The sequence below is a fragment of the Paenibacillus allorhizosphaerae genome (assembly GCF_042659105.1).
Taxonomy (GTDB): domain Bacteria; phylum Bacillota; class Bacilli; order Paenibacillales; family NBRC-103111; genus Paenibacillus_G; species Paenibacillus_G allorhizosphaerae.
The window spans coordinates 1,961,394-1,975,827 of the sequence record NZ_JBHSRV010000001.1; the positions used below are offsets into that span (position 1 = coordinate 1,961,394).

Consider the following 14,434-nt stretch of genomic DNA (forward strand, 5'->3'; position numbering starts at 1 on the left):
CTCCTTGCCTTGGCAGCTGCAGTTTTTACCCCAATGTGAACAACGATTTTATTCAAATAAGATAAAAACCATTTCATGATATCCTGCGTTTGACAAGAAAAACTCCCGCTTTTAACAAGCAGGAGTTTACAATTAATTATTGCAATAATGCTCGCGCATCGCGCAGCAAGCAGCCCGCCGCCTCGCCATTGATTTGTTTACCGCTTTGGGCCTGAACCTCATTGATGAAAGACTGCAAATCGCCATGCTCCAGCTTTTTAAGAAGACTATTGGTTATTCCTGCATTACGAATCCATTGCTTGGCTGCAAAATGATTCACCAATTGTTCCAAGCCTTTCAGACTTGCTGCCGTCTGGAAAATTACGGTTTCGCTCTTTGCATTGCCTGCCAAGTCGCTTGCTTTTACCGTAAAGGAATGAGCACCAAGAGGCAGCGTGTAAAGCTGAATCGTTTCTCCCGGCTGGTAAGGCTTGCCGTCAAGCAGTACTAGTGTCTTGCCTTCATCCGCACCCGAGAGCCGATCGTTCACGGCCACCGTCGGTAGGATCTCCGAGGCATCGCTGTATGTTCCGTACACGAATCCGGTTACGGTAATTTCCGGTCCCGTGAAATCCAGCTTCAAGTTCGTTTTCTTCTCCACTTCTGCGTTACCCGCCCCATCTTTCGATCTGTAGGCAAGCCCGTACAAGCCGTCCTGATCGATCGTTAAGGCACCTGAGTAGCTCATCCATTTGCTTCCGCCATCCAAGCTGTACTCTGTGCTCGTCACTCCGGACAAATGATCGTAAACGTTCAGGGAAACGGTCACCGGATGAACGTACCAGCCGTTTAATCCTTCCGGTTGAGCGGGGGTAGTCGACGCTTCAGTCACCGGAGTTGTTTTATCAATGCGTACCGTTACGGTATGCGGCTGTTCCACGTTGCCTGCGGCATCTACGCTCCAATAGGCTAACGTATGCGTTCCCTCCGTGCTCAACGTCACCGTGTTCCCCGTTTGCTGCGCGCCTCCGTCCACCGTGAAATAAGTAGCCGCTACCACGGATTCAGTGTCGATCGCTTGGAAGCTGACCTTTGTATCCCGGTTAACCCACTCCTTCGGCGCATCATCCGTAGTTGTCGGCGGCTGCGTATCCGCCAAAGTTGCGGCTTTTAACGTCAATCCGCCAAAGGTAGTAAAAACGGAGCCATTCAACGGCTCGCTAACGCCCCTAACCCGGAAAGTATACTCCGTACCTGGCTTAAGATCCGCGGCATTATATTTATACACGCTCGCCGCTACGGTTGCAATTTTCGTCGTACCGTTATAAATTTCGTAGCTTGAAACCGGGATGTTCGTACTGGAGCCGGACCAGTTAAGTTCAATGCCGGTGCTTGTTTTGTCGCCGGCCCGTAAAGCCGAATTCCCGACGAACGAAATCGGTCCGAAAGCCTTAATTTCATTGACGTTAATATCGCCGTCGACTTCATCGACTGTAAATTTGATGAACCTTGCATTTACAGGCGCAGCAAGTGTAATACGCTCGGCAATTTTTGTAATGCCGGGATTTCCGTATTTGCCTTGAGCAACGCGGTCGTCGGTAACGATTTTAACCCACTTATCGCTATTCGGATTTGTAAATGCCTCGCCATCCGTTGCGTAATAGAAAGAAACTTTTTTCAATTTATTCTGGAAGCTGTAGTATTCAACCGCGTTTACCGGCGTTGTCTCTCCTATATCAACCATCATCCATGCCGATGAGGAGCCTTTCAGCGCCACCCACCTGGAGCCGTCCGCCGCATCGTTATCGAGTGCTTTATGAGCGCCATAGCTGTTTAAATCATCGTTCCACACTCGCGAGTACTGAACTTCTTTATTAAATAAAAGATTATCGGAAGCGTTCTTAATGCCCGGGGTATCCGCGCGGCCTTCCGCTGCGGCGGTAGACACGGTGCCTCTTCTTATAGCGTATACTTTGACTTTGTATGAGACTCCGGGCGACAGATCCCTAATCGTGTAGGAGGTGCTTTTCACATCATCCGCCACGATTCTTTCATTCGCGTCGGAAACAAGCGCAACCCTGTAGCTCTGGGCTTCCGGAGCGGCCTCCCAGCTCACGTTGATGGATTTCTCCGAGACGGCCGCCGCCGTTACCGACGGCGGAGGATTAGGAATGATCGGATCTCCGTCGGTGCGTAAAACTTCCACTTCGCTTTCTGCCGAAAGCATCGGTTTGAACGAATAAGGATCCGTATACGCAGTTTTGACAGAAAGATTGTAGACGGCTCCGGGGTCTAAATTCGTCAGCTTGTGTATATTGGAAGCAGCCTCGTCCAGCGCCTTGCCGTTATCGTAAATGATGAAACGGTCCGCCGGTACCGGATCCCAGGAAATCGTTGCCTCCGAACCGCTGGAGTAATTGATGGTTACGTTCTTTGGTTTCAGCGGCGCATTGTAAATCTCTAGTTCCGTTAAACGCGGAGGACCCGTCATTGTGAAAGTGGGGATACCGCCGGTTACTCCGGAGCTGTTGGAGCCGGAACCATTTTCGAAATAAAGCTTCACGTATCTGGATGTATACGTTTTCCCAAGATCGATTAAGTATTCTTTATCCGCCGCGTCGTCTCCGCCGCTGTTAGCCGCATTAAAGTAGGTCCATGGTTTGCCGCCATCCGTGTACAAAGAATCTACGGGCGTAAACGCAATGTTGCCTACTTCCGCTTCGGAGTACGCAGCTGTTGCGTCCGACACCGAGACGTTAACATATTTCAATCTTAACGTTTTAGCAAACAGCTTAATTTGATTGAAATCCATGACTTTGCCTAAATCGATAATGACATTTCCCTTTTTGGAGCTTTCCGTACCGATCCAGCTCAAGTCGCCAAGGGCGGAATAATTATTCTGAGGCACGTTCAAATTCGTATACTTCACCGGGTCGGTTTGCACGCCGTCCGTTAATCGTTCCGCCTTGGCGTTCGCCAACTGAAATGCATTGCCGCTTTGGGCACCGGTATTATATGCTTTTTTTCCGTAAGCAAGGTTCACAGGCGAAGCGCCGACCACCGATTTATACAGCTTCATGTCGGCCAAGTAGATTTTGGCGTCCTTGACGTTCGGATTCGATTTATCAGCCTTCCGGTAAATTCCCCATTTCGGACGGTTCAGCATATCGCTGATTGCAGGATACGGCCCCTCAAACGTTTTGCCGTTATACTTCACCTCCGGACGTCTCCACATATCCAGAATCCGGTTAGGATCGTTATATTCCATCAATATTTCGCCGGTCTGCACATCCTTCATGGTCATCGTAACCCAACCGGACTCCGAGTTAAGTATCTTAACGGTAATGTCGACCCATTTGTCCTTTACGGCATTGAGCGGAATGCTGGCAAGCGTTTCTTGTCCCGCCTCCGAACCGATATCCGCATAGCGGAATTCGAGATTTTGAACAGCGGACGAAGAAATCGTCAGTGTAAGGATCGGATTCCCATCCTCGTCACTCGAAAAGTTCGGGTAATTGGCCGCGTCATGAAGCGGCAATTTGTTTCCGACCGTACCATACGCATTTACTGCTTTATACTGAAAAATATGAAAAAAACCGTCGGGCTTCGTAATATCTTTATCGATTTTAAGCTTCCAGTTGTAAGCGGTAATATCGTTTTCCAAACCGATCAGGTTTCTGTTGCCTTCCCCCGGCCGGATTTCGATTCGTTGCCTGTCGTCATTCCCCCCCTTAAACGTGCCGGTAGCGCTATCGTAGGTTGTACCGTGCAAATAACAGGTCATGCAGTCGTTTCCATTCACTTCCACTTTCCAAACGTATTTGCTTAAAGCGGTATCATAAACATTTTCCACATGTCTTTCAACGGCAGCCCCGAGTATTTCTCTTGCGGTTTTAGTGGCGCCCTCAACGGGGTTATCCGTGCCAAAAGCTTCACCCAACACGGTAAACGGAGACTTGTTCGGATCCGGAGTTGCAGATACGATGTTGCCGCCATGGCTGCCGATAAAATCCGGATCAAGCAAGTCTGCGGAGGACGCGCTGTCCGCCGCCGTTACGATACCATTCAAGGAACTGAATACGATAAAAAATACCGCGATCAAAGAAGTCCATTTTCGAAAGCGTTTGAATAACATTGCCACCGTCCCCTTTCCACTACTCGTTGACTGATACATGTCCCGGAACCGCTTACAATTGCAGTTGTCGCACCTCCTTTCCATGAATCTATGATTTTTCATTATATGGGATAAATAGGTTTGGGGACATGTGTAAATTTACGATCAAGATTCGATTTTTTGCTTTCCTGTTGCGCTTCATTTCTGAATGCAACGGCACTAAAAATGCCGCTATTTATGCGGCATTTCATGAAATGTTTTACGGCTTAAATACGGCAGCTTGCGGCGGAATACCCGCCATTGCTCGCTCATACACATAGATGCGGTTCATAGCAGCCTGCCGAACTCCCAATGGTGGCCAAACGGGTCGATGATGCGCCCAATGCGCCAACCGCACCAATTGGTATATCCTTAAGCTTTGCATCTGGTCTGGCTGGCAAAGCAGGAGGATGACCCCTGTTGAATGCAGGAATCATCTCTTGTCTGCCGTCTACCACCGTACTCATTGTTTCAGAATGACCAATATGCGGCAAACATGTACAACGCATTCGCAACCGCATCCGTATTCGGGCGTTTTATTGCTTGCTCAGCAGCATCTTATTCATTTCATCCTCCGCCTGCCGCAAAGCGGTATTGACGTCAATCGCTCCCGACAAGTAATCCTTGTACTTCTGCTGCCCGATCTTTTTGCCGTCGCTTTCGTATAACGAGTACACCGGAGGCGCAACGACCTTGCTTTTGAAAATGGCCTGGATGTTTTTCCCTTTAAGGAATGGCAAATCCGCGCCGTATTGCTTCTGCATCTCCGGATTTTTCAGAGGGGAGATACGCGATGTTTTTTTCGCGTTCAACAGCTGCACTTCGTCGGAGGTCACGACCTCGATCACTCTCATTGCATCGTCCTGATGCTTGCTTGTTTTGACAATTGTCAGATTATGCGAGTCCACTTTACCGGATATATTCGGCTTTTCCTTGTAGCTCGGGTATTGGGCGATATCCCAGGTGAGCCCGACGGCGGAATCGCCGAAATATTTCATCATATTCGGGCCGACGACCATGGCGATGTTTCGCTCCTTCGTGAATAATCCGGCTACCGCTGAAGTGCTGCTTTCCGGTGTCGGAGGCTCGTTCCCTGGAAGCGTCTGGATGCGTTTGGTCAGCTCGAATACGGTCCTCCACTGGTCATTGTTGATGCTGGCTTTGTTTGTTTTTCCGTCCACATAGGTCAGTGCAAGCGGATAGGTCATCAAATTGCTGTTGATGACTTCCAATCCGCGGTATGGAGTGCCGTCTTCGTTCTTGATCAGTTTTTTCCCTAGCTCAATGGTCTCATCCCAGTTCATGCCGTCCTTCGGATAACTCATACCGAATTTATCGAACAGGTCTTTATTGTAATACATTGTCATGAACTCCATTGCATACGGGATTGCCCACAGTTCGCCCTTGCTTGACTTCACCGAATCGAGGGCTGCTTGCTCGAAACGATTCACATCCAATTTGTGCTTTTGCACCAGCGGCGTTATATCGGAGATCATGTCCTTGCTGATCAAACCCATGATATCCTGGTTGGTTGCCGCAACCATATCCGGAATGGTGCCTGCCGTAATCAAATCTTCAAGCCTCGTGCCGGTTTTCGGGCGAAGAATCTCCAGCGTAATATGCGGATACTTTTTCTTGACCGGATCGGTAAACAATAGCTTGAAATCTTCATCGCTAACGGCGGCTTGCAGATAAATCAACAGAGTGACCGGGTCGTTCGATTCGGTCTTGCCTTGCTCTTGTTGACCCGAATCTTTGCTGCAGCCGGCAACCATTCCAAAGGCAAGCAATATGTTAAATCCTATAAGTAAGCGCTTTCCATTCATGTTCGATCCCCCCATCTTCTTTCATAAGAATCAAACTCGGCTTATGCTGTCGTGATGTACATATTCCGTGTGCTCGGTTAAACCGCCGATGCGCTTCGGTCTCCGATCGTGACCGCACGGCCTGTACGTGCCGATTCATACACAGCTAAAATAATTTCGAGCGGCTTGAATCCTTCCTCCCCGTTGATAATCGGTTCACGGTTTTCTTCAATGGCGGCGATCATATCGTTCATCTGCAGGATGTGGCCTTCCCCATTAATTGCGGTCGGGTCGGCAGCTGTCGATCCGTTGCCGTTCGCCGCTTTGAAAGCCGGGCCGTTCTCATTCGTTTGGTGTTCCTCATCCGATTCAAACTTGGTGTATACGAGTTCGTCCCCTTCAATGATAGCGCTTCCACTTTTTCCGAAAATTTCGATTCTCGCCGTCAGTCCCGGGTAGGCGCAAGTGGTCGCAACGAGCGTCCCTACCGCTCCGCTGCGAAACCGCAATGTCACGACGGCCGCGTCCTCCACTTCGATCCGTTCATGTCCGAGCGTCTCGCAGTGGGCATAGACGCTTTCCACCGGTCCCATCAAATATTGCAGAACGTCGACGGTATGCACGCCCTGGTTCATCAAGGCTCCGCCCCCGTCAAAGGCCCAAGTTCCGCGCCAGGCCCCACTGTCGTAATATTCCTGCGAACGGTACCAATGGATCGCACCCGCTCCAATAATCAGCCTGCCGAATTTGCCGTCTTCCATCGCTTTCTTTACTCGCTGCGTCGAGGACTGCAAGCGATGCTGCGAGATGACGGCCAGTTTCACGCCCGCCTTTCGGCATTCTTCAATCATCTTCAAAGCGTTGGCCGCAGTAATGTCGATCGGCTTTTCCGTAATGACATGCTTGCCTGCCCGGGCAGCCAAAACGGTATATTCCGCATGCATACCGCTCGGCAAACAAATGTTGACGATGTCCACGTCCTCGCGTTCCAATACTTCGTGTATGTCGCCGGACCAGTCGCAGCCGAATTGGCCCGCCAGCTGCCGTCCGCTTTGTTCGTTTTTGTCGCAAACGGCGACCAGCTTTCCTTTGGCTACGCTTTGCAATCGCTCGGCATGCGATTTACCGATCACGCCTGCGCCAATAATTGCAAACCCATAATGCTGCTTGCCCATTTCCATTCCTCCTGCATTTTTCCAATTTCTTTTCCAGCCTTATCTGTTCCAAGGAGTAACCGTAATGTTTTCAATATGAACGGAAGGAGGCCTCGATATTAGGAACAAAACGATATCCGCGATATGTTCCGCTTTTAGCATCGTTGCTTTTTTCTCCGCGGAGACTGGCTTTGTTTTATGAGACCATATGTTGGTATCGACCGCCCCCGGACTGATGGATGTGACGCGGATGCCCGTATGGCGGTTGGCCGAGATCATCGCCTCCGTTAAAGCCCTTGCGCCGTATTTGGAGGCCGAATAGATGCTGTCTCCTCCAGAAGCTTGAAAAGCCGCCGTCGATAATATATTGATGATGTACCCGGAATTGCGCTCCGACATCCGGAGAAGAGCCTCGCGGCACATCAGAAACGTCCCCGTCAAATTCGTCTCCATGATCCGATTCCATTCGGCAAGATCAATTTCTTGCACCAATTGCTTCTCGCGCATGCTGACGCCGGCTGCATTCAGCAGGATATCGATTTTGCCGTATACCGACACCGCCTCGTCCATGGCAAACCGTACCGCAGATTCATTCCTCACATCAGCGGGGATTCCAGTTACGTTGCGTTTCAGCTCCGGGGGAAGCGATTCAATTGCATGACTCAGTCGATCAGCGTCTCTAGCCAAAGCTGCAACATAAGCGCCCTTGCCCAGCAAAGCCCTCATGGCCGCCAGTCCGATACCGGAACTCGCCCCTGTGACAACGGCTACTGTTCCATTCAACTCCATTATGCAGCATCTCCCCTTCTTATTATGATCCCGGCACTTATCTGACTATCGCTGGCCCCGTTTTTTTCGAATATTCCGCAGCCGCTTTAACCAGAGATAGAAAATAACGAATTTCTTCATAAGGCGGCTCGGAAAGATCTTTGGGATGCCTCATCTCCCCGTTTACCCACAGCAGCTCAATCGGAATATATCCACGGTAGCTGCTGTACCGGATTCCGGTAAACAGCTTCGCCAAATCGATCGGAATATCCGTCTCCTGACCAGCCGGCTTTTTCTTCACTTGAAAGTTTACCGTATAAGGAAGCACGGCTTCGATGTCGGAATACCAGTCATATCCTAATCCGAGCGGCTCGCGGAACTTGCGGAAATAGCCGGTGTCGTTTACCACACCGATATTCGGGTGATCCACCCACCCCAGAAGCCTGATCACCTGGTCTGCCGTTGCGGTCATATCGCCGTGGTTTTGCAAACCGATCATGACCCCTTTTTTCGCACCATACTCGGCACAACCCCTTAAAGCAGGCGCTATCCGTTCTCTTGCGATTGTCTCCCAATCGGATTTCAATATATCCCTCGGTACCAAACCGGAGAATACGCGCATCACAGGTGCTCCCATTACGGCTGCGACATCGATCCAATATTTAATCCGCTCAAGATCAAGCGTGCGTCTAGCATCGTTGGGGTCGGCAAAGTCGTTCTGAACACCCGTTCCGCTGATGGTGATGTCAAGCTCTTCACAGAGTGCCCTGATCTTTCGCGCATACGCATAAATCTCTTCGTCGGATTTTGTCGGCATCGTATGATTGTCGTAACCGGGGATATAGTACGCCGTTACATCGACCGCATCGAAACCGGCCTCCTTGGCAAAACGGATCGCCTGCATCGTATCGATCGGCGGCGCTCCTTTCGTGCCGCCCTTCAGCCAAGCGCCCAAATTATGGCTGAAGCTGTACAGGTTGAGGCCGATCTTATAATCGCCGGTGTAATACGGGCCTTTACGATGATCCTTCAAATAATGGGAGGTGCCGACCTGCTCGTATACATGGGCGAAAGGATCTTCACCGGGGTCGTCGTCGGCACTTTCATCGCCGAGCACCTTGATTCGGAAGTCTGCAAATTCGTAAGTACTTTTATACTTTTGGATAGACTCCTCTACCGGGACATAGATTTTTGCCGTATACACATGCTTGAACCAATAGCCTCTCCCGATCGGCTCGGGCGGCTCTTCCCCAAGTATAAGGGACTCGAGGCCTGCACACCCGTAAAACGCCCTGCTTTCCATGGACTGCAGCTTCGGCAAGCTGGCATATTGAAGCGCTTTGCAGTTCGTAAAGGTATGGCTGTCGATAGTAGTTACCTCCGGCAGCTCTACCCTTATTAACGCAGAGCATTCGTTAAATGCCATACGGCCAACACCTGTTGCTTTGTCGAACTTGATGAATTGAATCATTTTATTTTCGTTAAAAGCGCTGTTCGGTACAAAAGCGTTTTCAAAATTTGCTGTACCAGTAACTTCAATTGAGATCAGATTAACCAAGTTCCGGTTAATCCAAATGCAGTCTTCCGCATTCAAGGTACCCGCGATAACGCAAACCATCCGGATCGCATCATAGGCGGTTCCCTCTGCGTCGACGGCGTCTTTCACCCCGCCACCTTCGGGGGATAAGATGAGGCTTATCGGTAACGGATGACCCTCTAAATTATTTTGTAATCTATTCATGTTCAATGTTCATGCTCCTTTCAACGCTCCTCCGTTTTGCAAACACACAAGTGCGGTTTACGATTACGCTAATAAGATATGATTGAAAGCAGTTCAATATTAACGTTAATATAAAATTGGTTTAGGACGATGACCTTTTGTTGGAAAAGTTATTTCTTTGGAACGTTCCTAGTGCTTTCCATCGCTGCTTTGATCTTAAGAAGAAAATCAAGAACTTGTTCATACGGTGGAGCCGAAAGCTTTTTGGGATGGTCTGCATCACCGGCCACCCACAGCGTCTCCAGTGGGATATAGCCGCGGTAGTTGCTGTAACGAATTCGAGTGAACAGTTCTTCAAGATCAATGAAAACATCTGTATTCGCTCCGGCCGATTTCTTCTTGACTTGAAAGTTCACCGTATACGGCAGAACGGCTTCGATGTCCGAATACCAGTCATAGCCTATACCGTTAGGCGCTTGGAATTCCTTGAAAAATCCCGTATCGTTAACTAATCCGATGTTTGGATGATCGACCCAATTCAGTAATCGAATCACCTGGTCGGCCGTAGACGCCATGTCTCCGTGGTTTTGCATGCCGATGACGACTCCCTTATCTGCTGCATACTCGGCACATTCCCTTAACGCAGGAACAATTCTTTCCTTTGCAATCGTTTCCCAGGTTGAATTCACAATATCTTTAGGTATCTCACCTGTAAACAGACGGATAACGGGAGCCCCCATGAAGCTAGCGACATCGATCCAATACTTTGCACGTTTTACATCCAGTTCGCGCCTCTCGGCATTCGGATCGGCAAAGTCGTTTTTGATACCCGTACCGCTAATCGCGATGCCGAGCTCAGAGCATAGGTCTCTCACTCTTTCGGCATAAGCATAAATTTCTTCATTTGATTTCGTGGGCATCGTAAGGTTATGGTACCCGGGAATATAATAAGCTGTTATATCCACCGCATCGAAGCCGGCCTCTTTGGCAAATCGGATAACATCCAGCGTATCCATTGGAGGCGCGCCTTCCGGATCGCCACTGAGCCACGAATTCAAGTTATGACTAAAGCTGTAGAAGTTAAGACCTAACTTAAAATCACCCGTATAGTAGTTCTCTCTGCTTCCACTAAGGTAATGGCTTGTGCTTATTTGATTGTACACGCGTGAAGCAGAATCATCTTCTCCCTTTGTTTGCAGGCTGTTCATTCGATAATCCTCCTTAAGATAATCCATTTGTACTAAGTTACCGACGTTGTATTAACGTTAATACGCCCCAGTAATTTTATGGTAATCGTTATAAAAGCGTGTGTCAATATGAATTTTATTATTGTATGACAAAAAAATCCTAGGATTGGCGGATAACCAACCTAGGTTGAATTGAAATCTTTTGTATCGACATGGCAACCGACTTGTCTTTTTCATCAATTCTTTGAAACAACAATTCTGTCGCCTTCTCGGTTACGGCTTTTACATCATACTTAACCGACGTAAGGGGGATTTCTGCAAAACTGGCGGCTGCGGTGTCGTCAAAACCAATGAAGGATAATTCCTCGGGAATTCTTATCCCACGTTCCCGACACCATCGCATAGCCCCAAGCGCAATATAATCTCTTGTACAAATGACGGCTGTCGGCATAGCGTTCTTGTATAGCTCCTCAATGGATGCATAACCGGCGTCATATCCATCGCTTTGAACCCTCCCTACCAAACTTGGATCAAAGGGGATATGGTTGTCCTGCAATGCAGCGAAGTAGCCGTTCTGTTTCTCTTTATCGCTATAGTTGCCGCCGCCTAAAAAGCCGATTCGCTTATGTCCGGCTTGAATAAAATGAGTTGCCGCTTTATATGCTCCCTCTCTCCGGTTCACGTAAACGGCATCCGTTGGCAGCTCATAATCACCGCCTGCCAGCAAGATAATCGGAAATTTGTTGTCCCGCAGCAATTTGATTTTAGCAAAATTGGCCGTAAATACGGGATACATAAGAATCCCGTCCACCTGGCGAGAGACAAGCACATCCAGTGCCTCGGCCTCTTGCTCAGGGCTGGAGTTGGTAATCATAAGCATCATATTGTAACCGGATTTCTTGAGAATCTGCTCAATCTCTTGAGCGGTTTCCGTAAGGATCGGGTTCATCAGCTCCGTCAAAATAATTCCTATCGTATTCGTCTTCTTTTGCACCAATGATCTTGCTACTACATTAGGAATATAATTTAACTGTTTGGCGCACTCCATGATGATAGATCTGGTTTCCTCACTTATACGTGGGCTTCCTTTAAGGGCCAGTGAAACCGTGTTAATTGAAAACCCGGTTTTTTCAGCGATTTCTTTTTGACGAATGCTTTTGGAATTCATGCGAACAAACCCTTTATAATTGAAGTATATGCAGTAAGACCTGAATATTAACGATAATATGCTAATTATATTTTAGGTATACATTTTTGTAAACACAACTCCATGAATTGCTGCATTAAGCCGCATTTTAAAGCGGCCCGCTCAATCATCGTCACCTTTTCAATCTGCATATGATCTCGTGCGTTACTTGCTTCGTTGTTCCCGTACCGCCAATATCTGTTGTCTTAACTCCTGATTGCGTCACATCCTCCACTACCTTCAAGAGATGCTGTCCTATCTCCTGATGACCCAAATGGTCAAGCATCATCTTCGCGGTCCAGATTTGCCCGATCGGATTGGCAATGCCCTGTCCGGCGATATCCGGCGCAGAGCCATGAACCGGTTCGAACATGGAAGGATATTTGCCGTTTAGGTTGATATTAGCTGCCGGAGCAACTCCGATACTGCCCATGATAACGGCTCCAATATCGGTTAGAATATCTCCGAATAAATTACTGGCGACTACCACATCAAACACATGAGGTTTGCTGACAAAAAATGCTGACAGCGCATCAATGTGAACAGATGTCGTTTGCACGCCCGGATAGTCTTGACTCACATCCTTGAAAACTTGGTCCCAGAACGGCATGGAGTACACGATCCCGTTGGACTTGGTAGCACTGGTAACGTGACCTCTCCGTTTCTGAGCTAATTCGAACGCATACCGGATGGCTCGCTCCGTTCCTTTTCGCGTAAACACCGCGTTTTGAATTGCGATCTCGTCATCCCCTCTGTGTATGCGTCCGCCGATTTCGCTATACTCCCCTTCACTATTCTCCCTGACCACTAAGAGATCAAAATCGTTGGGGCCTTTGAGCGGAGTATCGAGCCCGCGGAAATATTTAGCTGGACGAATATTGATCACCTGTTCGAACTCACGCCTAATTTTAATCAACAGTCCCCACAACGAGACATGATCCGGCACACGCTGAGGATCGCCGACGGCACCAAGAAATATAGCTTCAAAGTTTTGCAGTGTCTCCAACCCGTTATCCGGCATCATTTTTCCATGCTGCTCAAAATAATCACAGCTCCATGGAAAGTTTGTGTACTTGAACGAAATCCCTCCATGTACTTCTGCAATCGCATCCAGCACATCCAGTGCGGCGGGCACAACCTCTTTTCCTATGCCATCACCGGGAATAACTGCGATTTCGTAGTGCTTCATGCCATACTCCACTCCTTATTTAGTAGGTTGTGTGGCTGCAGCGATTTGCAACCGCTTACGATTTATACATTTTAAATATACGCGATAAAAGACGATCCCTCAAATAAGTTCGTTACAATGTATGCAGATTTGTGTCGTTCAACGACAATGCCGGATGATGGTAGTCTAAGAAACGAACCCCTACTGGTTTCAGAGTTATATCCATTCGCGGTATAATGATGTAAGCGCCACATAACCTGAAAAAAAAGAAGGAGATATGCTATGGAATACGTGAAGTTGGGACGTACGGGGATGGACGTATCGCGTCTTTGTTTGGGATGTATGAGCTATGGCGATCCGGCAAGAGGGACCCACCCTTGGACCTTGAACGAGGAGCAGAGCCGTCCCTTCATCAAAAAAGCGCTTGAACTCGGCATTAATTTTTTCGATACGGCCAACGTGTATTCCGACGGCACCAGCGAAGAAATTGTCGGACGCGCATTGAAAGATTTGGCCAATCGGGACGAGATCGTCATCGCCACCAAAGTGCATGGCAGAACGCGGCCGGGTCCGAACGGCGCAGGACTTTCCCGTAAAGCAATCCTCAGTGAGATCGATAAAAGCTTGAAAAGGCTCGGAACCGACTATGTCGATTTATACCAGATACACCGTTGGGACGATCGGACACCGATTGAAGAAACGATGGAGGCGCTTCATGACGTAGTAAAAGCCGGGAAGGCCCGGTACATAGGCGCTTCCTCCATGTATGCCTGGCAGTTTCTTAAGGCGCTGCATATCTCGGAACGTAATGGATGGACTAGATTTGTATCGATGCAAAATTATTTAAACCTCCTTTACCGCGAAGAGGAACGGGAAATGCTTCCGTTATGCAAAGCGGAACAGATCGCCGTTATCCCATGGAGCCCACTTGCCCGCGGAAGATTGACCCGCAGTTGGGATGAGACGAGCGAACGTTCCCTGACGGATGAGTTCGGAAAGCGTCTCTACGCGGTAACAGCCGAAGCCGACCGCAAAGTGGTGGAACGCGTCCATGAGGTTGCAGCCGGCCGAGGCATTCCGCTCGCGCAGGTGGCGCTAGCTTGGGTGCTTCAAAAATCGCCGGTCACGGCGCCGATTATAGGCGCGACGAAGCCAAACCATCTTGAGGATGCAGCTTCAGCCGTTTCACTGAAGCTTACGCCTGAAGAAATCGCCAGCCTCGAGGAGCCGTATGTTCCTCATCCGGTTATGGGCGGCTTGAATTAACGAAAAGCGGCGCAGAACATTCTGCGTCGTTTTTTTTAGAGCGTCCTC

Annotated in this window: 9 protein-coding genes; 1 reads left to right on the forward strand and 8 read right to left on the reverse strand. The window is 48.9% G+C overall.

Annotation, left to right across the window (positions count from 1 at the left end):
- Nucleotides 1-136: 136 nt before the first annotated feature.
- The 8 genes from ACFQI7_RS08650 to ACFQI7_RS08685 all read right to left on the reverse strand — a co-directional run bounded on the left by ACFQI7_RS08650 (nucleotide 137) and on the right by ACFQI7_RS08685 (nucleotide 13,141).
- The gene (locus ACFQI7_RS08650; RefSeq protein ID WP_218098877.1) at nucleotides 137-4,114 is read right to left on the reverse strand and encodes an OmpL47-type beta-barrel domain-containing protein; all 3,978 of its coding nucleotides are present in this window, start codon (nucleotides 4,112-4,114) and stop codon (nucleotides 137-139) included.
- 554 nt (nucleotides 4,115-4,668) lie between these two features.
- The gene (locus tag ACFQI7_RS08655) at nucleotides 4,669-5,958 is read right to left on the reverse strand and encodes an ABC transporter substrate-binding protein (RefSeq protein WP_218098878.1); all 1,290 of its coding nucleotides are present in this window, start codon (nucleotides 5,956-5,958) and stop codon (nucleotides 4,669-4,671) included.
- A 77-nt stretch (nucleotides 5,959-6,035) separates the two neighbouring features.
- On the reverse strand, nucleotides 6,036-7,112 hold the full coding sequence (locus ACFQI7_RS08660) for a Gfo/Idh/MocA family protein (RefSeq protein ID WP_218098879.1): 1,077 nt from the start codon (nucleotides 7,110-7,112) through the stop codon (nucleotides 6,036-6,038).
- 39 nt (nucleotides 7,113-7,151) lie between these two features.
- Nucleotides 7,152-7,880 (reverse strand): SDR family oxidoreductase, encoded by a 729-nt coding sequence (locus ACFQI7_RS08665; RefSeq protein ID WP_218098880.1) that lies wholly within the window; start codon nucleotides 7,878-7,880, stop codon nucleotides 7,152-7,154.
- A gap of 37 nt (nucleotides 7,881-7,917) precedes the next feature.
- Nucleotides 7,918-9,600 carry a TIM barrel protein gene (locus ACFQI7_RS08670; protein WP_218098881.1) on the reverse strand — a complete coding sequence of 561 codons (1,683 nt, stop codon included), beginning with the start codon at nucleotides 9,598-9,600 and terminating at the stop codon, nucleotides 7,918-7,920.
- Between the two features lie 149 nt (nucleotides 9,601-9,749).
- Nucleotides 9,750-10,787, reverse strand: coding sequence for a sugar phosphate isomerase/epimerase family protein (locus ACFQI7_RS08675; protein WP_218098882.1), 1,038 nt, complete (start codon nucleotides 10,785-10,787; stop codon nucleotides 9,750-9,752).
- A gap of 139 nt (nucleotides 10,788-10,926) precedes the next feature.
- Complete coding sequence (locus ACFQI7_RS08680; RefSeq protein ID WP_218098883.1) at nucleotides 10,927-11,934, reverse strand: LacI family DNA-binding transcriptional regulator; 1,008 nt, start codon at nucleotides 11,932-11,934, stop codon at nucleotides 10,927-10,929.
- 151 nt (nucleotides 11,935-12,085) lie between these two features.
- Nucleotides 12,086-13,141, reverse strand: a complete 1,056-nt coding sequence (locus ACFQI7_RS08685; protein WP_218098884.1) for a tartrate dehydrogenase — start codon at nucleotides 13,139-13,141, stop codon at nucleotides 12,086-12,088.
- A 261-nt stretch (nucleotides 13,142-13,402) separates the two neighbouring features.
- Here ACFQI7_RS08685 and ACFQI7_RS08690 point away from each other — a divergent pair, with 261 nt between their 5' ends.
- On the forward strand, nucleotides 13,403-14,386 hold the full coding sequence (locus tag ACFQI7_RS08690; RefSeq protein ID WP_218098885.1) for an aldo/keto reductase: 984 nt from the start codon (nucleotides 13,403-13,405) through the stop codon (nucleotides 14,384-14,386).
- Nucleotides 14,387-14,434 lie beyond the last annotated feature (48 nt).